This window comes from Kribbella sp. NPDC104740 (genome assembly GCF_055583505.1).
This window is the reverse complement of sequence record NZ_JBVJNV010000001.1, coordinates 984,855-1,009,193: the sequence shown is the minus strand read 5'-3', so window position 1 is coordinate 1,009,193 and position 24,339 is coordinate 984,855. Positions and strand designations below refer to the sequence as shown.

The window sequence follows — 24,339 nt, the reverse complement described above, 5'->3', positions numbered from 1 at the left end:
GCTACTTCACGCCTCCGGCGGTGACCGAGACCTGCAGCTGACGCTGGAAGATGATGTAGACGACCAGCACCGGCGCCACCGTGATCACCACGGCCGCGAACAGCGCACCGAAGTCGACCGCGTAGCCGGCCTGCGACGCGAACGACGCCATGCCCTGGGAGAGCACGTAGTTGTTCGAGTCGGTGTTCAGCGCCACCGGGAGCAGGAACTGGTTCCACAGGCCGAGGAAGTTGAAGATCGCGACCGAGGCCATGCCCGGCTTCGCCATCGGCAGCATCACCGAGAAGAACGTCCGCCACTCGCCGGCGCCGTCGATCTGCGCCGCCTCGTAGATCTCGTGCGGCAGCGACTTGAAGAAGCTGTGCAGGAAGAACACGGTGAACGGCAGCGCGAACGCGACGTAGGTGATGATCAGGCCCGGCAGCGTGTTCAGCAGGGCCAGGTTCTTCAGCACGAAGAACAGCGGCACGATCGCCAGGAAGACCGGGAAGGTCAGACCGGCCAGCATACTGTAGTAGATCAGCCGGTTGCCGGGGAAGGTGAACCGGGCCAGCACGTAGGCGCACATCGCGCCCAGGATCATCACCAGCACCAGCGCGCTGCCGACGACGATCACGGTGTTCGCGAAGTAGCGGCCGATCCCGGCCGTCGTCCAGGCGTTGGCGTAGTTCTCGAACCGCAGCCCGCTCGGCAGTGACAGCGGGTTGCCGAGGACCTCCTGCGTCGTCTTGAACGACGACAGCACGGTCCACAGCAGCGGCAGGATCACCAGCAGCGACCACAGGATCAGCGCGACGTGGGCGGTGACGGCCACCCCCCGGCCTTCCGGGGCCCGCTGCCTGGGCGCGCGATCGGCCACGACGGCGCGGTCGGCGGTGGTTGTCGTCATCGGCTTACCTTCTTCTTCGGCTCACGTCCGCCGGTCAGGGCGTTCACGGTGAAGACCAGCAGCGCGAACAGCATCGTCACCGCGGCCAGGATCACCCCCATCGCCGTCGAGTACCCGAACTGCCCCTTGGTGAAGGCCGTCGTGAACAGCTGCTGCGGCATCACCAGCGTCGAGTTCTGCGGTCCACCGCCCGGGTTCAGCGCCTGCATGTAGACGAAGGCGTCGAGGGCGGCGATCCCGAGGTAGACGTACGCCGTCTGCACGTTGTCGCGGATCAGCGGCACGGTGATCGACACCGCGCTGCGGAACCGGCCGGCACCGTCGATCCGGGCCGCCTCGAACACCTCGGGGTCGATGCCCCGGATGGCGGCGATGAACAGCACCATGTAGAAACCGACGGCACCCCAGATCATCACGAACATCGAGGCCGGCATCGCCGTCCGGGCGTCGCCGAGCCAGGCGTAGTTCTCGAACCCGTGCAGCCCGATCTTGTTCAGGACGGCGTCCAGGATGCCCGAGCTCGGGGTGAACACCTGCGCCCAGATCAGGCCGATCACGATCGCCGGGATGACGTACGGGAAGAACGAGATGATCCGGTAGAAGCCGGAGTTGCGCAGTCCGCGGACGGTCCCGGTGCCGGAGCCGCCGATCGTGACCAGGGTGGCCAGGGTCAGCGACAGCACGATCGTCACCAGCGGTACGACGACCGCGAGCAGGACGTTGTTGCGGACGGCTTTCAGGAAGATGTCGTCGTGGAACAGCCGGACGTAGTTGTCGAAGCCGACGAAGTTCATCCCCGAGCTGAACCCCGACCAGTCGGTCAGCGAGTACCACAGCGCCTGGACGAACGGCGACACCACGAAGACCACGAACACCACCAGCGGCAGGCCGAGGAACACGACCATGAAGCTGACCCGGTCGAAGGTCAGCGGCCGGCGGCGCCGGGTGGCGGACCGCTTGGGTCCGCCTCCCGGCACGGCCTCTTGCTGCACGGTCACTTGGTGACCGGGATCTTCTTGACGGAGCTGTCGTTCCGTACCTTGTCGGTGATCTGCTGCAGGCCCTTGGTCAGGCCCGCCGCGTCCAGCTGGCCGGACAGGAACGAGTTCCAGACCACCAGCTGGTCGGTGTTCATGCCGTACAGGCCGAAGACCTGGTAGTCGAAGACGTTGGTGCCGGCGGCGTCCAGCATCTGGGTCTGCGACTGCAGCGCGGTCGAGCCGAAGCCGTCGGCGGGCACCAGGCCCTTGACGATGGTCGGCGCGAGCCGGGTCTTGGCGAAGTTGGTCGCCGCCTCCTTCGACAGCATCGCCCGCAGCAGCTCCTTGCCGCCGGCAACGTTCTTGCCCTTGGCCGGGACGATGAACGGCTCACCGGCCGCGCTGCGCAGCGACTCGTAGGGCAGCTTCGGGCTGGCGGTCAGGGTCGGCTCCGGGACGCCCTTCATGTTGAAGCCCGCCTTGGTGGCCTTCTTCATCTCGTTCTCGATCCACGAGCCCGAGGGGTAGAGGATGGCCTGCTGGTCGTTGCTCCACTTGGCCTGCGCGGCGGTGAACTGGGTGCCGGCGCCGCCGGGTACGAAGTACCCGTTCTTGACCATCGTCTCCAGGGCCTTGAAGATCCCCTGGAACTGCGGCATCGACCAGCAGCCCTCCTTGAGGTTCTCCAGCGCCAGCCGGACCTCGTCGCCACCCTCCTTGATGGCGCCGTCGACGGCCATCGTGTGGTAGTAGGTGGCGGCTTCCTTGCCCCAGACGAACAGGTACTTGCCCTTGGCCTTGGCCTTGGCGCCCAGGTCGAGCAGCTCGTCGTAGGTCTTCGGCGGGGTCCAGCCGTTCTCCTGGAACAGGCTGTCGGAGTACCAGATGCCGTACAGGGTGAGCACGTAGTTCATCGCGACGAACTTGCCGTCGAACGTGCCCGGCACCTTGGCGCTCGGGTACAGGGTGTCGGCGATCTTGGTGCCCTCGTAGTTGTTGGCCTCGAAGACGTCGTCGAGCGTCGACAGCTGGTCCAGGATCGTGTTGAAGCCGATCTGGTTGGCGCCGGAGTTGTCGATCAGGTCCGGCGGGTTGCCACCGACGAAGCGCGGCTGCAGCTGCTGCGCGATCTGGGTGGACGGCGCGACCTTGAAGGTCGAGCCGGCGAACTTCTTCTGCGCGATGTCGGCCGCGAACTGCACGTAGTCGTAGCCGTAACCACCGTTGAAGATGACCGCGTCGACGGTCGCCTTGTCCGCCATCCCGAACGGGTTGTCGGCGGTCTTCTCGCCACCACCGGTGGAGCCGCCGTCGTCACTGCCGCTGCCGGCGCAGGCGGCCAGAAGCGTGCTGCCGCCGGTGGCCAGCAGGGTGCCGACCGCCGCGCGCTGCAGGAACAGCCGCCGCGACAGTTTGTTGGGAGTACTCATGGTCCCGCCTTCCGAGAGTGTTTCAGGCAGTACGACGGATCCGGCCGGCGTACTTTGCTTCCAGGGCGTGGTTGTGGTCGTCGCCGCCGGGAATGTTCGCGGACAGGTAGACCGGAGGAGTTTCACCTGCTTCGGCGAGCCGGCGCAGCACCTCTGCCACCAGCATCTGCGCGATCAGCGCCGCGGTGATGGACGACACGGCGCAGACCTTGCCGAAACCTGGCAGTTCGAGCACCGAGTCGCCGTACGGCGCGTGGTTGTCGAGCACCACGTCGGCGAAGTCGATCAGCTTCTTGCCCGACGGGTGCCGCGATTCGACGCCGGCCGTGTGCTGCAGCGACGTGATCGCGATCAGGGGGTGACCGTGCTCCTTGACGACACTGGCCAGCTCGACGATCGAGCCGTTCACGCCGGAGTTGGAGGCGATCACGAACAGGTCGTTCTTCTGCGCGGCGCTCAGCTCGTACAGCCGGCGCGAGATCGACGGGTCGCGCTCGAGCTCACCACTGCGCAGCACCTCGATCGGCTCGCCGCCGATCAGGACCAGGTCGCGCAGCGCGAGCCGGTTGGTCGCGATCAGGCCGCCGGCCCGGCCGGCGATCTCCATCGCGAGCGCCTCGGAGTGCCCGGACCCGAAGGCCTGGATGACTCCGTCGTTGCGCAGCGAGCTGACGAACAGCTCCGCCGCGTCCTGGATCGGGCCGTCGATCTGCTCGGTGACCGCGGCCAGGATCGGTGTCAGCGTGTGAACATACGACTGCGCACTGACGCCACCGGTGTCGTTGCCCGTTCCCGCGTGTGCGCCCGTGCTGCCGTCCGTCGTACTGGCCATCAGAGGCCCCGCCCCTCCACTAATGTGTTCGCCGCGACACACCTGGTGCCGACAAGTGCGCAAGTTTGCGGTTTGCTGGACAGAACTTTTCTCACCTGGCAGCTAAAGTCAAGGCTCATCTCACTCTTCCCTCCAGATCGGGACCGTTGCGTGACCTTGCACGTTATTGTCCATTAACGGCTCTGATTGAGCAGTTTGGAGCACCGCCTATGTCCGTCGAGTACGCTCTCCCGGAACCACAGGACACAGTGGTCCTGCGACCTGACACCACACTGGTCCTAGGCGGCGACCTCGGCGGGACCTCCACCCGGATCGTGATCGCGGACCACAACGGCAACGTAGTCGGTCGCGGGGCTGCCGCGGGCGGAAATCCGACCAGCCACCCCGCGAGTGCCGCGGCGAACTTCGGGCAGGCGATCCGGCAGGCGCTGACGGGCCTCGATCCGGCCGCCGTGCAGGCCGCGGTGATCGGCGCCGCGGGGGGTTCCGCGCTGTCGAAACCCGAGGTCGCGGCGCAGTTCGACGCCGCCTGGTCGGGCGCCGGCCTGGTCTGCGTGCCGCGCTACATCGGCGACCTGGAGGTCGCGTTCGCCTCCGGTACGCCGGAAGCCGACGGCGCCGTGCTGATCGCGGGCACCGGCAGCGCGGCCGGCCTGGTCCGCGACCACCGGCTGGTCCGGACCGCCGACGGCCACGGCTGGCTGCTCGGCGACGACGGCTCGGGCTTCTGGCTCGGCCGCGAGGCGATGCGCAGTCTGTTGCGCGCGATCGACCAGGGCGAACCGATCGGCGGCCTCGGCGAGGCCGTCGTCCAGGCTGTCCTGCCGGGCTGGGATCCGGGCGACGTCGCGGAGCGTGAAGGCTACGACCTGCTCCGTGACGACCTGATCCGCACCGTGAACTCGCGGCCGCCGGTCCTGCTGGCCGAGCTGGCGCGGACGGTGGTGGCGGCGTACGACCAGAACGACAAGACCGCGCACGCGCTGGTGAAACGCGCAGCCGAACTGCTCACAGAAACGGTCAGCCGGCTGAGGACAACGTCGGACAACGGGCCTTTGGTGCTCACCGGCAGTGTCGCGGGCGAGTCGTCACCGGTCGGGAAGTTGTTGCGGCAGAGCATCCGCGACCACTTCGACGGCGAGGTGCTGACGGCGCACGACGGCGTCGGGGGTGCCACCTGGCTGGCGCTGGGGGCGCTGGACCCGGCGCTGGCGACGCGCGAGAACCACACCCGGCTGGTCGCTCCGAGAGACTGAGCGCCCCGGCGGGTGGTGCAATGATGAAGCACGTGACCGCACTCACCCGCGAGGCGACCAGAGTCACTCCCCGGCGCTGCGTCCAGTGGCTGGTCGACCTGCTGTCCGTGATGCTCGTGGCCGCGCTGCTCGCGGTCGGCGCCCTGTTCGCGGTCGTCTGGCTCGGCGGCCGGGGGCGCACGGTCGGGTACGGCGTTGCCGGCACCTACATCGGCGCGATCGTCGTCCTGCAGGTCGTCAACGAGATCGTGCTGCCCCGCCGTACCGGCGGCCGGACGCTCGGCATGCTGGCGCTCGGGCTGCGGACGGTGACGCTGGAAGGCACGCTGCCGAGCTGGACCCAGTTCTTCGTGCGGTACCTGCTCTGGGTGGTCGACGGCCTGTTCTGGGGGCTGACCGGTTTCGTCGTGATCTGCTGCACGCCGTTGCGGCAGCGGGTCGGCGACCTGGCCGCCCGGACCGTCGTGGTCCGGGCCTCAGCTCACCAGCCGGTTCTCCCAGGCCCAGACGGCGAGCTCGGTGCGGTTGCGCAGCCCGAGCTTCCGCTGGGCGCTGGCCAGGTGGGACTTGACGGTCGACAGTGACAGCGTCAGCTCGTCGGTGATCTCGCTGTTCATCCGGCCGCGGGCGACCGCGCGGACCACGTCGGCCTCACGCTCGGTCAGCGGGTGGGCCGCGGGCGCGTCCGGAGCGGCCGCCTGCGTGAACCGCTCGAGCAGCCGCGCGGTGACCGACGGCGAGACCATCGACTCCCCGTCCGCCGCCGCCCGGACCGCCTCGACCAGCAGCCGCGGGCCGGCGTCCTTCACCAGGAACCCGCAGGCCCCCGCGCGCAGCGCGGCGTACACGTTCTCGTCGACGTCGTAGGTCGTCACCACGACCACCCGCAACGGCTCAGCGACGCCCGGGCCGGCGAGCAGCTTCGTCGCCTGGATGCCGTCGATCAGCGGCATCCGGATGTCCATCAGCACCACGTCCGGCCGCAGCTCCCGCGCCCGCCGGACCGCCTCCTCGCCGTCGGCGGCCTCGGCGACCACCTCGAGGCCGGGCTCGGACTCCAGGATCAGCCGGAAGCCGGTCCGGACCATCGCCTGGTCGTCGGCCAGCAGCACCCGTACGGCCATCATCGTCTCCTTCGCCGGTCCGGCGTCACCGGTAGAGGTGGTCGGCCGGCAGCGTCGCCCGCACCCGCCACTGCCCGTCCGGGCCGGCGCCGGACGACAACGTACCGCCGACGGCCTGCGCGCGTTCGGCCATCCCCACCAGCCCGTACCCGTCGCCTCGCTCGGCGTTCGCCGGTACGGCGTTGACGACCGTGAGCTCCAGCGCCGCGGTCAGCCCCTTGCGGCGCAGCCCGGCCGACACCTCGATCGGCGACCCCGGTACGGCGTACCGGCGGGCGTTGGTGACCGCCTCGAGGACGATCCGGTGCGCCGCGACGATGATTGCCGGTGACAACGACATGCTGTCGAGCTCGGCGTTCGCGGTCAGCCGGACCCGTGGATCGTTGCCACAGGCCTCCTTCAGCTCGGCGCGCAACACCGGGTGCAGCGGGTCGTCACCGGCCCGGGTGCGGCTCGCCTCCGGCTCCTCGGCGCGCAGCATGCCGACCAGCCTGCGCATCGCGCTCAGGGCTTCGCTCCCGGCCTGCTCGATCTGCGGGTAGGCGCCGGGCCGCTCGTCGCGCCGGGCGGCGGCGACCTGTGCGCCCTGGGCGAGGACCACGATCCCGGTCACGTGGTGGGCGACGAAGTCGTGCAGCTCGCGGGCCAGCGCGAGCCGCTCGGACTCCCGCGCGCCGGCCAGTTCCGCGTCGTACCGGCTGTCGGCGTCGCGCAGGACGAGGCCGGTCGCCACGCCGGCGCCCCACAGCAGCGCGGCCGGTAGGGCGAGCAGGGCCCAGGGCGAGTCGAGACCGAACCGAAGCGGCGCCGCGACGGTCGCGGCGATTCCGACGAGTACGACGAGCGGCGCGACCGACCGCGACGGGAGCTGGTGGCAGACCGCGCCGCACAACAGCGCCAGCGCCAGCGCCTCGGCCAAGGGCGACTGGGCCTGCACGGCGGCGCCGGCCCAGGCCGCGAGGCCGCTGCCGACGCTGACCACCAGCGACGCGGAAGCGACCACGACGGTCAGCAGCACGAGCCGGTCGAAGTGGCGCCGCAGTACGGCGACCACCGCGGCGCCGATCCCGATCGCCGGCGTGATCGCGGTGAACGAGGCGGCGAGAAATCCACCGGGCGGCGCCGGGTGCAGGAGAGTGATCGCGAGGTCGGCCGCGGAGAGCAGCGCGAGAGCCACGATCTCCGCGACCAGCGGCGCCCGCCGGCGGTGGGCGGCGGGCGCCCGCCGAGTGTGAACGGCGGCGCCGTCCGGTGCCCGCCGAGTGTGGGCGGCGGCACCGTCCGGCGCCTGCCCGGATCCACGGGCGCCGCGAGGACTCGTCATGGTTCCAGCATGCCTTCCCGGACGCGGTCCGCACCTCGGCCCGACGGCTGGACCGGGCCCCGGCCGAAAGGACGAGGTGCCACCGCCGATCCGGCCGTTCGGCCGTGCCGCGCCCGCCGCACGCGGAAATACGTTCGGCCGAGAAGGTTCGTCCACCGTGAGGAAGGCCAGGGTATGAGACGCCTACGAGCAGGACTCGCCGCCGCGACGTCGATCTCGTTGCTCGCCGTACTGTTTCCGCTGACATCCGATGCCGCTCCCGACCTGTCCGGGTACACCGGGCAGAAGCTGACCTGGGGTGCGTGCACGTTCAAGGCCGAGGTCCCGGTCGAGTGCGCGCAACTGACCGTGCCCCGGAACTGGTCGGCGCCGGACGCCGGCCAGGACCTGAAGGTGTCGGTCAGCCGGGTCGCCGCGACCGGCGCCAAGGACGACTACCAAGGGATCCTGCTGACCAACCCGGGCGGGCCCGGCGGTCAGGGCACCGGGCTGGCCGCCGATCTGGCGAAGCTGCAGCCGTCGCTGAACGCGCGGTACGACGTACTGGGGATGGATCCCCGGGGCACCGGGCAGCAGGGCGCCGCCGGTCAGGCCGGGCTCGGCATCACCTGCCAGGTGCCGACCGGTCGCCTGCCCAAGGGCCCGCTCGACGCGCGGGACCGGTCGCCGAAGAGCATCGCCGATCACCAGCAGACGCCGAAGGCGATCGCCGAGGCCTGCCAGAGCGTCGCCGAGGCGCCGTACATCACGACCTGGCAGACCGCGCACGACATGGACCTGCTGCGACAGTTGCTCAAGGCCCCTGTTCTGAACTACGTCGGGTACTCGTACGGGACCTGGCTGGGCGCCAAGTACGCGTCGTTGTTCCCGGCAACCACCGGGCGGGTCGTGCTCGACTCCAGCGTCGACTTCCAGGGCCGGCTGCAGGCGGACTTCGAGGACTTCCCGCGGATGGGCCAGCGGCAGGCCGAGGACGTCTTCCTGCCGTGGCTGACCCGGACGATGCCCGGCGTGTTCGGCACCACGACCGCGCAGGCCGAGGCCGCCATCGCCGCCGGCCGGAGCAAGGCCGCGGGGCTCGGGATCAGCCCGGACAACTACGACGCGCTGCTGATCGGCAACGGCAGCGAGCTCGGCTGGCTGCTGCGCCTGCTGGTGTTCAGCTTGGTGATCGAGGGCGACTCGGCCGGCGCGCAGAAGCTCGCCGCTCTGCCGGCCGGGCTGCGGAGCAGCGTGGACGCGGTGTCGCGGGAGCGGTTCGGCGTCACCGCGGCGAAGCTGACCACGGCCGCCGTGGCGAAGGCCGACCTCGGCCAGGCGACGCCGGACTACCAGCAGCTGCCGATCACCCGGTACGCCGTGGCCTGCGGCGACCAGCCGACCAAGTCGACGCAGTGGTACAAGAAGCTGAGCGACGTCCAGGGCCGCAAGTACCCGGCGTACGGCTGGCAGTACGGGCTCGGCGAGGTCTGCGGTCCCTGGACGGACGCGCCGCGGCAGACGCTGCCGGAGCTGCCGAAGGCGGTCCGGGACCACGTGCTCGTCGTGCAGGGTGAGTTCGACCCGCAGACGTCGTACGAGCAAGCGATGAGCGCGGTCCGCAAGGCGCCGGGCGTGGACGTGCTGCGGGTCGACGACGCGGCGTTCCACGGGCAGTACGGGTTACAGGGGAACCCGTGTGTCGACGGTGTCGTGAACACGTACCTGCTGTTCGGGTCGAAGAGCACCAACAGCCTGTGCCCATCGGTGCCGCTGCCGGGTGAGGACAAGGTGTTCCCGGTCCGCGGGCCGGTCGACAAGTACGTCGGCGCCGGTCGCGCGGGGGCGCTGAAGGCCGTCGACAGCCCGCTGCGGCTCAAGCTGTCGGACGAGATCTCCACGGTGAACCGTCTGGCCACCCGCTGATCCACGGACGACAACCGGCCCCGGACCGCTCTGGTCCGGGGCCGGTCGCGGCCGGGCGGAGGTCCGCCCAGCTCCGGGCCGGCTAGTCGGCGGAGATCAGGCGGACCTCGACCGCGGAGAACGCCGCCTCGGGGATGCGGGCGGCGATCTCCTCGGCCCGGGCCGGCGAGGCGACGTCGACGATGAAGACGCCGGCGAGCTGCTCCTTCGCCTCGGAGTACGGGCCGTCGGTGGTCGCGCGGACGCCCTCGCGGACGCGGACGACCTTGCCCTTCGCCGGCGCCTCCAGCGGACTGGCGGAGACGAGCTCGCCGGAGGTGTCGAGCTCGGTGAGCAGGTCGTCGAGCTGCTTGGCGAGTGCGTCGCGGGCGGTCCTCGGCAGCGCGATGCCCTCCTCGGTGTGCAGGAACGACGGGTGACCCCAGGTCTTGGGGTTGCTGTGGATCAGCAGCAGGTACTTCACGGGACTTCCTCTCGTCGGAACGGATCTTCGCAGCAGAGGTCGGAGGCGCGCGACAGTCGTCGACATTTCGCCTCTTCGGGCAGCCAGGGCCGAAATGTCGAGTCCGCGGGCACGATCGCGACGTACCGTCCGAAGAGGAGCCGAGAGGAACGGACGTGCGGTGATGGAACGGAGCGAGTTGCGACTGCCCGGCGGACGGGTGCTCCGGGTGTACGACACGCACCCGGGCGACGAGCGCCGGGTCCCGGTGGTCTGGCACCACGGCACACCCAACCTCGGCGTCCCGCCGGTGCCGTTGCTCGAGGCCTCGGAGTGGCTGGGGCTGCGCTGGATCTCGTTCGACCGGCCCGGGTACGGCGGATCGACGGTCGCGCCGGGCCGCACGATGCGGTCGGTGGCCCGCGACGTCGAGGCGGTCGCGGACGCGCTCGGGCTCGGGCGGTTCGCGACGATGGGGTACTCCGGGGGCGGGTCGTACGCGCTGGGGTGCGCGGCGGTGCTCGGTGAGCGGGTGCAGGCGGTCGCGAGCCTGGCCGGGATCGCGCCGTACGGCGTACCGGGGCTGGACTGGTTCGGCGGGATGATCCCGTCGGGGGTCACCGCGCTGGAGGCCGCGCGGAGCGGGCGCGAGGCGCGGGAGGCGGTCGACGGGGACGACTACGACCCGGAGTTCGCTGCTGTCGATCTGGCGCTCTTCGACGGGCCGTGGTCGTGGCTCGGCGAGGTCGCGGGGCCGGCGGCGCTCACCGCGGGGCCGTACGGCGCGATCGACGACGACGTGTCGTACCTGCTGCCGTGGGGGTGCGATCCGGCCGACATCACCGCGCCGGCGCTGCTGCTGCACGGCAGGATCGACCGGATCATCCCGCCTGCGCACGGCGACTGGCTGGCCACGCACATTCCGTGCGCCGAGCTCGACCAGTACGGCGCGGACAGCCACATCTCGATCCTCCGGCACGCGGAGTCGGCCCTCGACTGGCTGCGTGATCGGGCGGACGGCCCGACCTCCTACCCGCTGGGCTGAGGCCGGCCGCCTCGACTGAAACGCATGCCGGGCGGGTACCGAGCGCGGGATGAGGCGTGGTGAGGTGGTGGCCGGACGGTACCGGGTGGGTGATCCCCTCGGGCGTGGCGGCATGGGCGAGGTGTTCCGGGCGACCGACGAGCTGCTCGGCCGGGACGTCGCGGTCAAGCTGCTGCTGCCGGCGCGGCGTGAGCCGGAGATGGCCGCGCGCTTCCACCGCGAGGCCCGGGCAGCGGCGTCGCTGTCCGACCCGCACGTCGTCGCGGCGTACGACTTCGGCCCGTACGACGACGGCTTCTTCCTGGTGATGGAGCTCGTCGAGGGACGGACGGTCGCGGTGGAACTGCGGCAGCACGGCCCGTTCGGGCCCGACCGCGCGCTCGGCGTGGTCCGGCAGGCCGCAGCGGGCCTGGCCGCGGCGCACCGCAACGACATCGTGCACCGGGACGTGAAACCGCAGAACCTGCTGGTCACCGACGACGGCACGGTGAAGGTCACCGACTTCGGTATCGCGCGGTTCCTCGCCGACACCACCACCACGATGACCGCGACCGGCCAGGTGCTCGGAACGAGCCACTTCCTGGCGCCGGAACGTGCCCAGGGACTGCCGGCCGGCAAGGCGTCGGACGTGTACGCGTTGGGGTGCGTGCTCTACCAGCTCGTGACCGGGCACCCGCCGTTCCAGGGCGATCAGCCGGCCAGCGTGATGTACCAGCACGTGAGCACGGCGCCGACCCCACCGAGCGACCTGCGGCCTCACCTGGCCGGCCCGTTCGAGCAGCTGCTGATGAGCATGCTCGCGAAGGACCCCGCCGATCGGCCCACCGCGGCGCAGATCGCAGCCGGTACGACGATCACCGGTACGACGCCGGTCCGCGGGTCGACCGCACAGCTGCCCAGTGGCAAGGCGAAGGGCGGCGTCGGCTGGTGGTCGCGGGGGCGGCTGATCGGTGGCGGCGCCGCACTCGCGCTCCTCGCCGCGGCGGGCACCGGTGTCGTCCTGGACCAGCGCGACCGCCGGCTGCCGGAGACCGCCGAGCTGACGCCGTCTTCGGTCCCCCGCACTACGCCGGTGGCGCCGCCCGCGTCGGTGAAACCGACCTCGACGCGGCCGACCTCGAACCGCCCGACGACCCGGCCGACCTCGAACCGGGTGGCCACGACGCAGAAGCCGGTCGCCGAGCCGCCCGCGCCACCGGGGCACGCCAAATCGGGCAAACCCGACAAGCCCGGTCAGGGCAAGTCGAAGGGCAAGAACCCGAAGAAGCCCTAGGGCTATTCCAAGCAACAGCTTGACATCGTCTTGCGCCTGCCGCATATTCCAAGCATGTCTTTGGAATCCGGGCAGGACCCGCGCCGCCGCCGGTTGCTGGACGACCCCCTCGCCATCCGCGCGATGGCCCATCCGGTGCGCCTCGACCTGCAGGCGCTGCTCGGCCGCGAAGGCCCGCTGACCGCGGCCGACGCAGCGCGGAAGCTGGGGATCAGCCAGGCGCTCGCCTCGCACCACCTCCGGCAGCTGGCGAAGTACGACTTCGTCGAGCCCGCCCAGGGCAAGGACAACCGCGAGCGGCCGTGGCGACTCGTCTCCACCTCGCAGTCGTGGCGCGGCGCGCGGCTCACGACGGAAGGCGCGGCAGCTGCCGACGTACTGGAGCAGCTGATCGCCGAGCGCGCGGTGAGCAACCTGGTCGACTGGCAGCAGCGGCGGCCGCAGGAAGCAGAGGTGCTCGTCGAGAACTCCGGCATCGGGCACAGCTCCGTCTACCTCACCGGCGAGGAGCTGGCCGAGCTGGAGGAGCAGGTGGCCGCACTGATCCAGCGGTACGTCGACGAGCGGCCGATCGACGACAAGTCCACCCGGCCGCCCGGCAGCCGATTGATCGACATCACCCGCATCGTCAGCGTGCTCCCGGAGGAGTCCCCGGCGACCGAGGAGGACGCATGAGAGACCTGTGGGCCGTTCTAGCCCGCCGCCGGGACTACCGGCTCGTGCTGAGCGCCGGACTGATCTCCCTCACCGGCGACTGGGTACTACGCACCGGCCTCGCCTTCCACGTCTACACGCTCACCGGCTCGACCCTGGCGTCCGGCGGCCTGCTGCTGGCGTCCTTCGTGCCACTGGTCGTGCTGGGCTCGCTGGCGGGAGTGTTCGTCGACCGCTGGGACCGCCGGCGCACGATGATCGTGGTCAACCTGCTGCATGCGCTCGTGCTACTCCCCCTGCTCCTCGTCAAGGACGAGAGCGGCCTCTGGGTGATCTACGTGATCGTGCTCGCGCAGAGCTGCCTGCAGCAGTTCTTCCGGCCCGCGGAGCAGTCGCTGGTCCCCCACCTGGTCGACCAGCAGCAGCTGGTCACAGCCAACGCGTTGAACAGCCAGAGCAACGACATCGCCCGGCTGACCGGCGCAGCGCTCGGCGGCGTACTGGCGGCTGCGGGCGGGATGCCGCTGCTCGCAGCGGTCGACGCGGCGACCTACTTGCTGGCCATGGGCTTGCTGATCGGCGTGAAGCACCGGGCGGTCGCCGTCGTACGTGAGCGGACGTCCGGCGCGGTGCAGCGGCTGAAGGCCGAGTGGGTCGACGGGCTGCGGATCTGCCTGAGCAGCAAGGCGATGCGGATCGTGTTCGTGTTCGGCCTGGTCACCGGCGTCGGCGAGGGTGCGATGAGCACGCTGTTCGCGCCGTTCGTCAGCGCCGAGCTGGGCGGCGACGGTACGGCGTACGGGTTGATCGTGTCGGCGCAGGCGGTCGGCGGGATCGCGGGCGGACTGGTCGCTGCGGCGGTCGGTGCACGGTTCGCGGCGGCGAAGCTCTGGGGCATCGGCGCGGTGCTGTTCGGGCTGATCGACCTGGCGCTGTTCTGCTACCCCTTGTTCTACAAGGGATTGACGCCCGCGTACGTGCTGATGATCGCGGTCGGGCTGCCCGGCGCGTTCGTCGTCGCCGCGTCGATGACAGTGGTGCAGCGGCTCACCGACGACGCCTCGCGCGGCCGCGTCTTCGGCGCGCTCTTCGCGGCCGAAGGCCTGGCCGTGCTGGTCGGGATCGTTGCCTCCGGCGTGCTCGGCGAGGTCGTCGGCATCATCCCGGTGCTGATCTTCCAGGGCCTCGGCTTCACCGTGGGAGGGCTGGTGGTTCTGGCCAGGAGCAACGTCCTGGAGCAGAAGGCACCAGCCCCCGCACTCGTCTAGCCGGCGTCCTCGACGGCGACCTGGTGCACGCGGACGCGAGCGACCCGGCGGCCGTCCATCTCGGTGACGGTGATGTTGTAGCCGTCGACCGATCCCTCGTCGCCGACCGCGGGCACCCGGCCGAGCTGGGCGGCGAGGAAGCCGGCGACCGTCTCGTACGGGCCGTCCGGCAGCTCGACGCCGGTCTCGTCGGCGAAGTCGTCGAGGTTCAGCAGGCCGTCGACCTCGACGTCACCGCTGCGCAGGCGGGTGGTCTCGCCCGCCTCCTCGTCGTACTCGTCCTTGATGTCGCCGATCAGCTCCTCGACCAGGTCCTCGAGCGTGACGATGCCGGCGGTGCCGCCGTACTCGTCGAGCACGATCGCCAGGTGCGTCGAGCGCCGGCGCATCTCGGTCAGCGTCGGCAGCAGCTTCGCGGTGTCGGGCAGCATCAGCACGTCGCGGGCCAGATCGCCGACCCGGACCGACCGGGACGCGACCGCCGGGTCGAACAGGTCGCGCACGTGCACGAACCCGACGATGTCGTCGGCCGAGCCGTTCATCACCGGGTAGCGCGAGTGCGGCCGCTCGGCGGCGAACTTCACCGCCTTGTACGCCGGCATCTCGGCGTCGACGAAGTCCACCTCGGTGCGCGGCAGCATCAGCTCGCGCAGCTGCCGGCCGCCGGCCTCGAAGACGTCGTCGACGATCCGGCGCTCCTCCTCGCCGAGCGACTCGTGCGCCGACACCAGGTCGCGCAGCTCCTCGTCGCTCATCACCTCACGGTTGGCGTTCGGGTCGCCGCCGAGCGCGCGGACGACCAGGTCGGTGGACCGCGACAGCAGCCAGATCACCGGCCGGACGGCCGAGGCGATCCGGTCGACCAGCGGGGCCAGGCCGAGTGCGAACAGCTCGGCGCGCTGCAGCGCGAGCCGTTTGGCCGCCAGCTCCCCGATCACGATCGACACGTAGGAGATGGCCACCGTGATCAGGACCAGGGCGACGGTGCTCGCGACGGACTCGGGCAGGCCGAGGTCCTGCAGGTGCGGCGCCAGCCCGTCGGCCAGTGTCGCGCCACCGAAGGCGGCGGACAGGAAGCCCATCAGGGTGACGCCGATCTGCACGGCGGACAGGAAGCGGTTCGGGTTCGCGGCCACCCGGGCGACGGTCTCGCCGCGCCGGCCTCGGGTGGCGATCGACTTGATCTGGCTCTCCCGCAGGGAGACCAGGGCCATCTCGGCGGCGGCGAAGACGCCGCCGATCAGCACGAAGACGAAGATCAAAACGATGTTGAGCAGGGTCTCGTTCATGGGCTGGGGGTTCCTAGCGTCCTCTCCGGCACGGGAGAGGACGCGGAAGTAGGGCGACGTCCATCGATCAAGAGTAGCGGCGCCGGGGATCGCGATGCATGTTCAATTCTGTTGGTTTATGATCATTCGCATGACGATGCGTGGCGCGCGCCGCACTGACACCAAGCTGTCCGACGGCCGGGACCTGATCTACTACGACCCCGCCGACGCCCCCGCCCGGGTGCCGCTGGCCGACACCCGCGGCCTGGCCGCACCCAAGCCGCAGGTCGACCTGCGGACCGATCCGCTGACCGGCGACGTGATCACCTTCGCCACCCACCGCAACACCCGGACCTACCTGCCGCCGGCCGACCAGTGCCCGCTGGACGCCAGTACGCCGGACAACCCGACCGAGATCCCCGACCACGACTACAACGTGGCCGTCTTCGCGAACCGGTTCCCGTCGTTCGCCGGTCCCGGCCGGACCGAGGTGGTCTGCTTCACCAGCGACCACGACAAGTCGTTCACCGACCTGTCGCACGGCCAGGCCCGCCTGGTCGTCGAGGCCTGGGCCGACCGGGTCGCCGAGCTGAGCGCCCGCGACGACGTCGAGTACGTCTTCCCGTTCGAGAACCGCGGCCGCGAGATCGGCGTCACCCTCAGCCACCCGCACGGCCAGATCTACGCCTACCCGTTCCTGCCGCCGCGGATCCGGACCCTGATGGCCCGCGCCCGCGAGCACTTCGAGGCCACCGGCGGCAACCTGTTCGCCGACATCCTGGCCGCCGAGCGCAAGGAAGGCACCCGGGTCGTCGCCGAGAACGGCACCTGGACCGCGTTCGTCCCCGAGGCCGCCCGCTGGCCCGTCGAGGTGCACCTCTACCCGCACCGCCAGGTCGCCGACATCAGCGAGCTGACCGAGACCGAGCGCGACGACTTCGTCCAGCTCTACCTCGACGTCCTGCGCCGCTTCGACGGACTGTACGACGACCGCCTGCCCTACATCGCCGCCTGGCACGCCGCTCCGGTCCGCGCCGACCGCGAGCTCGGCTACCTGCACCTGGAGCTGCTGTCGATCCGCCGGGCCGCGGACAAGATCAAGTACCTGGCCGGCTCGGAGTCGGGGATGGGTGCTTTCATCTCCGACACCCGTCCGGAAGACGTGGCTGAGACCCTCCGTAAGGTCGGCGCATGAGTACGTTCGACGAGGTCTTCGGTACGACGCCCGACGGCGCCTGGCGGGCGCCCGGCCGGGTGAACCTGATCGGTGAGCACACCGACTACAACGACGGCCTGGTGCTGCCGATCGCGCTGCCGAACCAGATCTCGGTGACCGCGTCGGCGCGCGAGGACGGCGTCGTCGCGGTCTCGTCGAACGGGCAGAAGGGTGTGACCGAGTTCGCGCTCGACTCGCTCGCGCCGGGCTCGGTCAGCGACTGGGCGACGTACCCGGCGGGCATGGCCTGGGTGCTGCGCGAGGCCGGCTACGAGATCGGCGGCGCGAACCTGCTGTTCGACTCCGACCTGCCGACCGGCGCCGGGCTGTCGTCGTCGGCCGCGCTGCTGTGCGCGACCGGCGTCGCACTGCTCGGTCTGCGCGGCATCGAGGTCGACCCGGCGGAGGTCGCGCGGCTCGCGCAGAAGGCCGAGAACTCCTACGTCGGGGCGCCGGTCGGGCTGATGGACCAGATGGCGTCGATGTGCTGCACCGCCGGGCACGCGCTGTACTTCGACATCCGGGCGATGTCGACCGAGCAGATCCCGTTCGACCCCGAGGCCGACGGGCTGACGCTGCTGGTGATCGACGTGAAGGCGCCGCACCGGCACGTCGACGGCGAGTACGCCGCCCGGCGCAAGAGCTGCGAGAACGCGGCCGCGGCGCTCGGCGTACCGGCGTTGCGGTCGATCGCTCTGGCTGACCTGGACGAGGCGCTCGGGAAGCTGACCGACGACGTGGACCGCCGCCGGGTTCGGCACGTGGTGACCGAGATCGACCGGGTCGAGCAGGCGGTCGCGCTGATGCACGCGGGACGGCTCCGCGACGTCGGCCCGCTGTTCACCGCGTCGCACGCGTCGCTGCGGGACGACTTCGAGATCACCGTGCCGGAGCTGGACGTCGCGGTCGACACCGCGCTGGCCGCGGGCGCTGTCGGTGCGCGGATGACCGGCGGCGGCTTCGGCGGCTGCATCATCGCGCTGGTCGAAACCGCCAAGGCGGACGAGACCTTCGCCGCGATCGAGAAGGCCTTCGAGGAGCACGGCTTCCACGCTCCGACCTCGCTGGCGGCCACCCCGTCGCCGGGAGCCTCCAAGCTCTAAGCGCCGGCCAGCACCAGTTCGCAGCCGGTGTCCCGCATCGACTTGCGGGCCGCCGGCGTGAGGCCGGTGTCGGTGACGACGACGTCGAGGTCGTTCCAGGTCGCGAACGTGCTCAGGCCGACCGTGCCCCACTTGGTGTGGTCGGCCACCAGCACGACCTCGCGGCTGGCGGCGATGAAGGACCGGTTGGTCTCGGCCTCCATCAGGTTCGGCGTACTGAGTCCGTGCTCGGCGTCGACGCCGTGGGCGCCGAGGAACAGCATGTCCAGGTGCAGCGACTGCAGCGCGGCGGTCGCGATCGGGCCGACCAGCGCGTCCGACGGCGTCCGGATCCCACCGATCAGCACGACGGTCCGGTCCGAGCGGCCGTTGCCGTGGAACACGTCGGCGATCCGCGCCGAGTTCGTCACGACGGTCAGGTTCTCGACGCGCAGCAGCTGACGGGCGAGCGCGTACGTCGTCGTACCGGCGCCGATGCCGATCGCGCTGTCCGGCTGCACACGGCGAGCGGCCTCCGCAGCGATCGCTTGCTTGGCCCCCGACTCCTGCGTCAGCTTCGCGTCGAACCCGGGCTCGTGCGCGCTGCGCAGCCCGACCGACGTCGCGCCGCCGTGCACCTTGTGCAGCAGGCCGCTGGAGTCGAGCGCGTCCAGGTCGCGGCGGATCGTCATGTCCGAGACGCCGAACCGGTCGACCAGCTCGGCGACCGTGACCGCGCCCCGGCTGTTGACCTCGGCAACGATCGTGGCCTGGCGCTGGGCAGCCAGCTGACCGCCCCGGCCGCGGGTCGGTTCGGCGTTTCCGGCAGCGTTCACAGGCACAGACTACGGTCTGCGACGCCCCGGCGCAGTGGGAAAGTGTTGGTTTCCGTGCTTGTGGACCGAAATGGCGTTGCCTGCCGGGCGTTGTGCGCGTCACGCTTCGGGGATGCGATTCCCCGACGACGTCCCGGTGCTCACCGACTCCCTGGTCACGTTGCGCGCCCACACGACGGCCGACATCGGCCCGGCGTACGAGACCTGCCAGGACCCGGAGATGCAGCGCTGGACGACCATCCCGGTGCCGTACCTGCAGGAGCACGCCGTCGCGTACCTGACCGAACAGATCCCGGGCTACTGGGCCGACGGATCGTCGTACGCGTGGGCGATCGAGTACGACGGCCGGTACGCCGGCACCGTCGACCTGCGCGACCGCGAGGGCGGCGTCGGCGAGATCGGGTTCGCGATCTCACCGTGGGCCCGCGGCAACGGCGTGATGACGCGCGCGGTCAAGCTCGCGGTCCGCTACGCCTTCGACGAGATCGGCTGGCAGCGGGTGGTCTGGCGCGCGTACGTCGGCAACTGGGGTTCGCGCCGGGTCGCGTGGAAGGCCGGCTTCCGGTCGCTGGTGACGCTGCCGCAGGAAGGCCTGCAACGCGGCGTACGGCGGGACGAGTGGGTCGCGTCGGTGACCCGCGACGACGAGCTCGAGCCGCAGGGGCACTGGTGGCCGATCCCGGTGGTCGAGGGCAACGGAGTGCGGCTGCGTCCGCTCGGGCCTCAGGACGCGGAGCGAGTGATGGCCGCGTGCAACGACGAGCGAACTGCTAGGTGGCTGGCCGGTCTGCCTTCGCCGTACACGCTGGAGGACGCGCACACGTTCATCGAGGGGCGGATCGCGTGGGCCGCCGACGGTGACGGGGTCTCGTGGGCGATCGCCGACCCGGAGACCGACGAACTGCTCGGCAACATCAGCGCCTTCGACCTGCGCGGGCGGATCGACCCGACGGTCGGCGAGATCGGGTACTGGGCGCACCCTGACGCGCGGGGGCGCGGGGTGATGTCGGCCGCGGTCGGGCTGGCGGTCCGGCACGCGTTCACGCCGCTCGACGACGGCGGGCTCGGCCGGCGGCGGCTCGTCCTGTACGCCGCGGCGCCGAACGCTGCGTCGGCGCACGTGGCCGAGGTCAACGGTTTCGTCCGGACCGGGCTGCAACGCGCCGCGAGCCCGCGGCGGGACGGGACGTACGACGACCTGATCTCGTTCGACCTGCTCGCCGCTGAACACCCGGACTACCGGAAACTCTTGGAAAACGTCGCGGATTGAGCGAGTCGTCCACAGTGTGAGGCGGATTTGTTCGACTGGCGACACCGTTCCCCTCGCCGTCCGGCGCTCGGGCTGCTTGAATCGACAGGTGAGAGATCGTGAGGAGCTCGTCCGCCGCTGGCAGGCGGGGTGGTCGGTGTCGCGGGGCTGGACCAAGGTCGAGGACGACAACGACGGGATCTTGACCGTGCGCGCGGGTGAGGACAACCGCGCCATGGAGTACGTCGTGCTCGACGCGGACGACAAACCGGAGCGGGTCGAACGGGCCGCCGAGCTCGCGCTCGCCGCGCCCGGTGGCCGCGGCGCCGGCTGGATCACGCTGGCCACCGACGACCGGGAAGCCCGCGTCGACCAGTTCGAGGAGCTCGGGCTGGAGGTGCAGCGCGAGCAGGACTGGCTGATGACCATCCAGCTGTCCGAGCAACCGGCGCTGCAGCTCAACGACCGGTACACGCTGCACACCGAAGTCGAGTCCGACCTGATCGTCTGCCGCGCCACCGTGCACGGCGGCGTGGTGTCGAGCGGCCGGATGGCGGTGGTCGGCGAGGACGCCGTCGCCGACCGGATCGAGACCGACCCCCAGCACCGGCGGCGCGGCCTCGGCAGCGCGGTGATGGCGTCCCTGGTCGAGACCGCCGCGGCCCAGGGCGCCAAACGCGGCATCCTGATCGCGTCGATCGACGGTCTGCGTCTCTACCGCAGCCTCGGCTGGAAGGTCGTCGCCGACATCGTCATCGCCCGCTGCTGAGTGCGCCGGCTCGGGTTCGACCCGAGGAACAGCTCACCCAGGCGGTCGGCGGCGCCGACAAGGCCGTCGCCAGGCGAAGAACGCGCTCCGGCAGGCGAAGGCCGCGCTGAAGCAGGCCAAGGCGACACCGGGCCCTGCCTGCGTGCTCCTTCTTCACCGAGCGTGCAAGCGTTGGCATCCGAGCTGTGGGTGGATTCCGCTGGACTTCACGGCGATCGCCTCGGGGACGCGGTTGGCGCGCTCGAACAGGTTGTGCTCGACCAGGGCGTCGTCCAGCGAGCGGCCGCTGAGGCCGGGCCGGATCGGCGCACTGCCGCCGTCGCCGGTGAAGGTGTGGTCGGAAAAATAGACCCGCAGGATGTGCAGGCCGTTGGTCGAGGCCGTGGGTTTGTCCACAGCCCCGCAGCTAGGCGCCTTCGTGCGCTGCCTCGACGGTTGCCTGAAGGGCGTCTTCGGTCGGCGTGGGGCGCAGGCCGAAGGCCTCTTCGGCTTGCGTGGAGTCGAGCACGAACGGTTCGCGGAACTGGTACTGCAGTTCGCGGATCTCCTTGGCCTGGGGGTTGAACAACCCACCCAGCCAGAGCACCGCGGCCGGCATCTCCGTCACGCGCGCTGCGGGCAGGCCGACCATCCGCGCGGCGTCCGCTGCGAGGTCGCGGATCGAGACCGGCGGTGCGGTCGGCACCAACCAGGTTCGGCCCCACGCGTTCTCGTCGTCGGCGACCGCGACGAGCGTTCGCGCGACGTCGTCGACCGCCGTCCAGCTGTGCACCGCGTCGATGTCCGCCGGTACGGCGACCCGCCGGCCCTCGAGGACGCCGGGCAGCACGCCGACGGTGAAGAACGACACCGCGCCCGCGCCCAGGTAGTCCGAGCCGCGGACCTCCGCCGTACGGATTCGCCCGGCTCGATGCGCCGCGAGCGCTTCGGCCCAGACCTTCGCGCGGACCTCGCCCTTGGTCGAGTTCGGGCGGTCCGGGTCCTGCTCGCGGATCGGGCCGTCGGGGGCGCCGTACGGGTAGAGGTTTCCGGTGGTGACGAGCAGCGCGCCGGTCTTCTCGGCCGCGGTGATCAGCGACGTGCCGAGCTTCGGCCAGTCCGAGATCCATTGCGGGTAAGGCGGACCGCCACAACTCAGTAACGTGCTCGCGCCGTCGGCGATCGCGCTCAGCGCCGCCGGGTCGGAGGCGTCCGCGGCGACCTTGGTGAGTGCTGGGTGTTCGGGTCCGCTCCCCCGGCGGGTCACGAGCTTGACCTGCTCGCCCCGGTCGAGCAGCAGCCGCGCGACCGCCGTACCGACCGGGCCCGCTCCGACGACAACGTGCATGATCGCGCTCCCCAGATAGTGGACCAGGCCTGAACGGTAGTACGTCAAAGGTCTGTAAGAGCCCGAACGTCCTTCGTCACAAGGGCTCGTCGGCGCTGACGATCTCCGCTACGTTGCCTCGGGTGTCCAACACTCAGTACGACGAATTCCCGGATCACCAAGGTCGCCGGCGCGCGAAACGACGAGGAGTCGCCGGACCTGTGCTCGCGGCACTCGTCGTCCTCGGACTGGTCGCCGGTGGCGGGTGGTACTTCACCCGCGACGGTGGAACCGCCCCGACCAGCCAGGACGAGCCGCTGACCGTCGTCACCGACACCCCGCCCACGGACGTCGAGGAGCTCACGCCTCCGCCGAGCCCGACGCCCACCCCTTCGCCTTCCGCGACGCCGAGCAAGACGCCGTCGAAGACACCCAGCGCGACGCCGACGCCGACCCGGTCGACCACTGCGCCGAGCCGCGGCACCACGCGCACCCCGAAGCCGACCGCCCGGCCGACCAAGCCGTCGCCGCGGCCGAGCCACACCAGTACGCCGAAGCCGACCACGACGAAGCCGGCGCCGACCGGCGGCTCGATGGAGACGCAGGTCCTGCAGCTCACCAACAACGAGCGTCAGAAGGCCGGCTGCGGACCGCTGCGGACCAACAGCGCGCTGGCCCGCGCGGCCGAGGACCACGCCGCCGACATGGTCGACAACCACTACTTCGACCACAACAGCCAGGACGGCCGCAGCCCGTTCGACCGGATGAAGTCGGCCGGGTTCAAGGGTGGCTCGATGGCCGAGAACATCGCCGTCGGCTACAGCTCCGCGGCCGCGGTGGTGAAGGGCTGGATGAACAGCGAGGGCCACCGCAAGAACATGCTCAACTGCAGCTACACGATGATCGGCATCGGCTACGACAGCGGCCAGGTCAAGCCCGACTGGGGCAACGGTTCGTGGGTGCAGGACTTCGGTGGCTGACGCAGAAAGTACAGGGTCTGTTAAGAAGGTTCGAACGCTTGTAACAGTGGCCTTGCTGATCGGTTAAGGTCACTGTTCGGTAACCAGGGGGGCCTGGCACTGCACCGCGGGGAACGACGGACTCGGTACGAACGAAACGAAGAGGATTCGCCCACCCATGACGGACTCGCCAACCCCTGGGCGACACCGGAGCAGAAGAGCAGCGCGCAAACGCAGCCGAGGCCTGATCGGCCCGGTCGTGAGTGCCCTGTCGGTGTTGCTGGCCATCGGACCCGTGGTCTACCTGATGTCGCACCGCGACGGCTCGGACGTCGCCGACGGGACCAAGGTCCTGAACGTCTCCGAGGACAACTCCGGCCCCGCCGCCGTCGACGACACCTCCGGCTCGGACCAGCCCGGCAAGCCGCTGGTCACCGTCACCAAGACCCTGCCGAACGGCGTCACCACCACGATCGCCCCGACCGGTACGCCGGTGCTGGGCTCGGCGGAGTCGACCACCACGTCGACCACGCCCGGTACGCCGGGCAGCACGGTCAGCACCCCGGGCGGCGTCGTCACGGTGACCGTCGACCCGACCGGTAAGCCGACCACCACCGGCGAGACGCTGAAGCCGAAGCCGTCGGTCACCAAGACGACGACCAAGACCCCGCGGCCGCCGACGACGACCCAGTCGACGCCGGACGACCCGCCGCCGCCCCCGTCCGACGGTGGCGGTACCAGCGCGATCGAGCGCGACGTGCTCGACCTCACCAACGCCGCGCGCCGCAACCAGGGCTGCCGCCCCCTGCAGCTCGACGACAGCCTGGTCGAGGCTGCCGGCCGGCACGCGTCCGACATGGTCCGCCGGCACTACATGGACCACACCAACCCCGACGGCCAGGGCCCGGGCGACCGGATCTCCGCCGCCGGCTTCCACGGCAACAGCTGGGGCGAGAACATCGCCGCCGGCTACGACACCGCGCAGCGCGTGTTCGCCGCCTGGATGAACAGCGACGGGCACCGGGCCAACATCCTGAACTGCAAGTTCAACCGGATCGGCATCGGGTACGACGACGGCCAGGTCAAGCAGCAGTGGGGCCCGGGCAGCTGGGTCCAGGACTTCGGCCGGGTCAGCAACTGATCCGGCGCTTGTCGAGCGCGACACGCGTCGGCGAGTTTGTCAGGACAATGTTTTGTCGCAGGCCCACCGTGGTGCGGGTGCAGTTTGTCGA

General features: G+C 70.6%; 24 protein-coding genes. 13 read left to right on the top strand and 11 right to left on the bottom strand.

What is annotated here, in order from left to right; translation table 11 throughout:
- Position 1: 1 nt before the first annotated feature.
- The 4 genes from ACZ6Z4_RS04780 to ACZ6Z4_RS04765 are packed head-to-tail and all read right to left on the bottom strand — an operon-like array spanning position 2 to position 4,131.
- On the bottom strand, positions 2–889 hold the full coding sequence (locus ACZ6Z4_RS04780) for a carbohydrate ABC transporter permease (protein WP_465558172.1): 888 nt from the start codon (positions 887–889) through the stop codon (positions 2–4).
- Positions 886–1,887, bottom strand: a complete 1,002-nt coding sequence (locus ACZ6Z4_RS04775; protein WP_465558170.1) for a carbohydrate ABC transporter permease — start codon at positions 1,885–1,887, stop codon at positions 886–888. The genes ACZ6Z4_RS04780 and ACZ6Z4_RS04775 overlap by 4 nt, the downstream gene beginning before the upstream one ends.
- Complete coding sequence (gene ngcE / locus ACZ6Z4_RS04770) at positions 1,884–3,299, bottom strand: N-acetylglucosamine/diacetylchitobiose ABC transporter substrate-binding protein (protein ID WP_465558168.1); 1,416 nt, start codon at positions 3,297–3,299, stop codon at positions 1,884–1,886. Before ngcE ends, ACZ6Z4_RS04775 begins: the two co-directional genes overlap by 4 nt.
- 22 nt (positions 3,300–3,321) lie before the next feature.
- Positions 3,322–4,131, bottom strand: coding sequence for a sugar isomerase domain-containing protein (locus ACZ6Z4_RS04765; RefSeq protein ID WP_465558166.1), 810 nt, complete (start codon positions 4,129–4,131; stop codon positions 3,322–3,324).
- A gap of 209 nt (positions 4,132–4,340) precedes the next feature.
- Between ACZ6Z4_RS04765 and ACZ6Z4_RS04760 the strand changes: the two genes are divergently transcribed.
- Positions 4,341–5,387 carry an N-acetylglucosamine kinase gene (locus ACZ6Z4_RS04760; RefSeq protein ID WP_465558164.1) on the top strand — a complete coding sequence of 349 codons (1,047 nt, stop codon included), beginning with the start codon at positions 4,341–4,343 and terminating at the stop codon, positions 5,385–5,387.
- A 20-nt stretch (positions 5,388–5,407) separates the two neighbouring features.
- Positions 5,408–5,971, top strand: a complete 564-nt coding sequence (locus ACZ6Z4_RS04755; RefSeq protein WP_465558162.1) for an RDD family protein — start codon at positions 5,408–5,410, stop codon at positions 5,969–5,971.
- Here ACZ6Z4_RS04755 and ACZ6Z4_RS04750 read toward each other — a convergent pair.
- On the bottom strand, positions 5,864–6,511 hold the full coding sequence (locus tag ACZ6Z4_RS04750; protein WP_465558160.1) for a response regulator: 648 nt from the start codon (positions 6,509–6,511) through the stop codon (positions 5,864–5,866). The genes ACZ6Z4_RS04755 and ACZ6Z4_RS04750 overlap by 108 nt on opposite strands.
- 25 nt (positions 6,512–6,536) lie before the next feature.
- Complete coding sequence (locus ACZ6Z4_RS04745) at positions 6,537–7,835, bottom strand: sensor histidine kinase (protein ID WP_465558158.1); 1,299 nt, start codon at positions 7,833–7,835, stop codon at positions 6,537–6,539.
- A 174-nt stretch (positions 7,836–8,009) separates the two neighbouring features.
- On the opposite strand from ACZ6Z4_RS04745, the gene ACZ6Z4_RS04740 reads away from it, so the two are divergent.
- Complete coding sequence (locus tag ACZ6Z4_RS04740) at positions 8,010–9,740, top strand: alpha/beta fold hydrolase (RefSeq protein WP_465558156.1); 1,731 nt, start codon at positions 8,010–8,012, stop codon at positions 9,738–9,740.
- Positions 9,741–9,822: 82 nt separating this feature from the next.
- Here the strand turns inward: ACZ6Z4_RS04740 and ACZ6Z4_RS04735 are convergent, their stop codons facing one another.
- Complete coding sequence (locus ACZ6Z4_RS04735) at positions 9,823–10,203, bottom strand: YciI family protein (RefSeq protein WP_465558154.1); 381 nt, start codon at positions 10,201–10,203, stop codon at positions 9,823–9,825.
- A 163-nt stretch (positions 10,204–10,366) separates the two neighbouring features.
- Here ACZ6Z4_RS04735 and ACZ6Z4_RS04730 point away from each other — a divergent pair, with 163 nt between their 5' ends.
- Genes ACZ6Z4_RS04730 through ACZ6Z4_RS04715 form a run of 4 tightly spaced genes read left to right on the top strand, consistent with a single transcriptional unit; the run spans position 10,367 to position 14,422 of the window.
- Complete coding sequence (locus tag ACZ6Z4_RS04730; RefSeq protein ID WP_465558152.1) at positions 10,367–11,227, top strand: alpha/beta fold hydrolase; 861 nt, start codon at positions 10,367–10,369, stop codon at positions 11,225–11,227.
- Between the two features lie 49 nt (positions 11,228–11,276).
- The gene (locus ACZ6Z4_RS04725) at positions 11,277–12,500 is read left to right on the top strand and encodes a serine/threonine-protein kinase (RefSeq protein ID WP_465558150.1); all 1,224 of its coding nucleotides are present in this window, start codon (positions 11,277–11,279) and stop codon (positions 12,498–12,500) included.
- Positions 12,501–12,554: 54 nt separating this feature from the next.
- A complete protein-coding gene (locus ACZ6Z4_RS04720) occupies positions 12,555–13,175 on the top strand; it encodes an ArsR/SmtB family transcription factor (protein WP_465558148.1) in 621 nt (206 codons plus the stop codon).
- Positions 13,172–14,422 carry an MFS transporter gene (locus ACZ6Z4_RS04715; RefSeq protein ID WP_465558146.1) on the top strand — a complete coding sequence of 417 codons (1,251 nt, stop codon included), beginning with the start codon at positions 13,172–13,174 and terminating at the stop codon, positions 14,420–14,422. The genes ACZ6Z4_RS04720 and ACZ6Z4_RS04715 overlap by 4 nt, the downstream gene beginning before the upstream one ends.
- Here the strand turns inward: ACZ6Z4_RS04715 and ACZ6Z4_RS04710 are convergent.
- Positions 14,419–15,711 carry a hemolysin family protein gene (locus ACZ6Z4_RS04710; RefSeq protein ID WP_465558144.1) on the bottom strand — a complete coding sequence of 431 codons (1,293 nt, stop codon included), beginning with the start codon at positions 15,709–15,711 and terminating at the stop codon, positions 14,419–14,421. The genes ACZ6Z4_RS04715 and ACZ6Z4_RS04710 overlap by 4 nt on opposite strands.
- A 130-nt stretch (positions 15,712–15,841) precedes the next feature.
- Here ACZ6Z4_RS04710 and galT point away from each other — a divergent pair, with 130 nt between their 5' ends.
- Positions 15,842–16,885: a galactose-1-phosphate uridylyltransferase gene (gene galT / locus ACZ6Z4_RS04705; RefSeq protein ID WP_465558142.1), complete on the top strand. Its 1,044-nt coding sequence runs from the start codon at positions 15,842–15,844 to the stop codon at positions 16,883–16,885.
- Entirely contained in the window at positions 16,882–18,009 is a 1,128-nt protein-coding gene (gene galK / locus ACZ6Z4_RS04700; RefSeq protein ID WP_465558140.1) for a galactokinase, read from the top strand. Before galT ends, galK begins: the two co-directional genes overlap by 4 nt.
- On the opposite strand, the gene ACZ6Z4_RS04695 is transcribed toward galK, so the two are convergent.
- Positions 18,006–18,824, bottom strand: a complete 819-nt coding sequence (locus ACZ6Z4_RS04695) for a DeoR/GlpR family DNA-binding transcription regulator (protein WP_465558138.1) — start codon at positions 18,822–18,824, stop codon at positions 18,006–18,008. The genes galK and ACZ6Z4_RS04695 overlap by 4 nt on opposite strands.
- Before the next feature lie 112 nt (positions 18,825–18,936).
- Between ACZ6Z4_RS04695 and ACZ6Z4_RS04690 the strand changes: the two genes are divergently transcribed.
- The gene (locus tag ACZ6Z4_RS04690) at positions 18,937–20,094 is read left to right on the top strand and encodes a GNAT family N-acetyltransferase (protein WP_465558136.1); all 1,158 of its coding nucleotides are present in this window, start codon (positions 18,937–18,939) and stop codon (positions 20,092–20,094) included.
- An 88-nt stretch (positions 20,095–20,182) separates the two neighbouring features.
- A complete protein-coding gene (locus ACZ6Z4_RS04685) occupies positions 20,183–20,842 on the top strand; it encodes a GNAT family N-acetyltransferase (protein WP_465558134.1) in 660 nt (219 codons plus the stop codon).
- 153 nt (positions 20,843–20,995) lie between these two features.
- Here ACZ6Z4_RS04685 and ACZ6Z4_RS04680 read toward each other — a convergent pair whose 3' ends face one another.
- Together ACZ6Z4_RS04680 and ACZ6Z4_RS04675 are read right to left on the bottom strand one after the other, a co-directional pair.
- Positions 20,996–21,238, bottom strand: coding sequence for a hypothetical protein (locus ACZ6Z4_RS04680; protein ID WP_465558132.1), 243 nt, complete (start codon positions 21,236–21,238; stop codon positions 20,996–20,998).
- Between the two features lie 10 nt (positions 21,239–21,248).
- Positions 21,249–22,169, bottom strand: coding sequence for an NAD-dependent epimerase/dehydratase family protein (locus tag ACZ6Z4_RS04675; RefSeq protein ID WP_465558130.1), 921 nt, complete (start codon positions 22,167–22,169; stop codon positions 21,249–21,251).
- 122 nt (positions 22,170–22,291) lie between these two features.
- On the opposite strand from ACZ6Z4_RS04675, the gene ACZ6Z4_RS04670 reads away from it, so the two are divergent.
- Together ACZ6Z4_RS04670 and ACZ6Z4_RS04665 are read left to right on the top strand one after the other, a co-directional pair.
- Entirely contained in the window at positions 22,292–23,128 is an 837-nt protein-coding gene (locus ACZ6Z4_RS04670; protein WP_465558128.1) for a CAP domain-containing protein, read from the top strand.
- A 238-nt stretch (positions 23,129–23,366) separates the two neighbouring features.
- Positions 23,367–24,248, top strand: coding sequence for a CAP domain-containing protein (locus ACZ6Z4_RS04665; RefSeq protein WP_465558126.1), 882 nt, complete (start codon positions 23,367–23,369; stop codon positions 24,246–24,248).
- Positions 24,249–24,339 lie beyond the last annotated feature (91 nt).

Coding starts and splice junctions, on each gene's coding strand:
- ACZ6Z4_RS04780 (WP_465558172.1), bottom strand. CDS start 889: ATGACGACAACCACCGCCGACCGCGCCGTCGTGGCCGATCGCGCGCCC.
- ngcE (WP_465558168.1), bottom strand. CDS start 3,299: ATGAGTACTCCCAACAAACTGTCGCGGCGGCTGTTCCTGCAGCGCGCG.
- ACZ6Z4_RS04765 (WP_465558166.1), bottom strand. CDS start 4,131: ATGGCCAGTACGACGGACGGCAGCACGGGCGCACACGCGGGAACGGGC.
- ACZ6Z4_RS04760 (WP_465558164.1), top strand. CDS start 4,341: ATGTCCGTCGAGTACGCTCTCCCGGAACCACAGGACACAGTGGTCCTG.
- ACZ6Z4_RS04755 (WP_465558162.1), top strand. CDS start 5,408: ATGATGAAGCACGTGACCGCACTCACCCGCGAGGCGACCAGAGTCACT.
- ACZ6Z4_RS04750 (WP_465558160.1), bottom strand. CDS start 6,511: ATGGCCGTACGGGTGCTGCTGGCCGACGACCAGGCGATGGTCCGGACC.
- ACZ6Z4_RS04745 (WP_465558158.1), bottom strand. CDS start 7,835: ATGACGAGTCCTCGCGGCGCCCGTGGATCCGGGCAGGCGCCGGACGGT.
- ACZ6Z4_RS04740 (WP_465558156.1), top strand. CDS start 8,010: ATGAGACGCCTACGAGCAGGACTCGCCGCCGCGACGTCGATCTCGTTG.
- ACZ6Z4_RS04730 (WP_465558152.1), top strand. CDS start 10,367: ATGGAACGGAGCGAGTTGCGACTGCCCGGCGGACGGGTGCTCCGGGTG.
- ACZ6Z4_RS04725 (WP_465558150.1), top strand. CDS start 11,277: ATGAGGCGTGGTGAGGTGGTGGCCGGACGGTACCGGGTGGGTGATCCC.
- ACZ6Z4_RS04720 (WP_465558148.1), top strand. CDS start 12,555: ATGTCTTTGGAATCCGGGCAGGACCCGCGCCGCCGCCGGTTGCTGGAC.
- ACZ6Z4_RS04715 (WP_465558146.1), top strand. CDS start 13,172: ATGAGAGACCTGTGGGCCGTTCTAGCCCGCCGCCGGGACTACCGGCTC.
- ACZ6Z4_RS04710 (WP_465558144.1), bottom strand. CDS start 15,711: ATGAACGAGACCCTGCTCAACATCGTTTTGATCTTCGTCTTCGTGCTG.
- galT (WP_465558142.1), top strand. CDS start 15,842: ATGACGATGCGTGGCGCGCGCCGCACTGACACCAAGCTGTCCGACGGC.
- galK (WP_465558140.1), top strand. CDS start 16,882: ATGAGTACGTTCGACGAGGTCTTCGGTACGACGCCCGACGGCGCCTGG.
- ACZ6Z4_RS04690 (WP_465558136.1), top strand. CDS start 18,937: ATGCGATTCCCCGACGACGTCCCGGTGCTCACCGACTCCCTGGTCACG.
- ACZ6Z4_RS04675 (WP_465558130.1), bottom strand. CDS start 22,169: ATGCACGTTGTCGTCGGAGCGGGCCCGGTCGGTACGGCGGTCGCGCGG.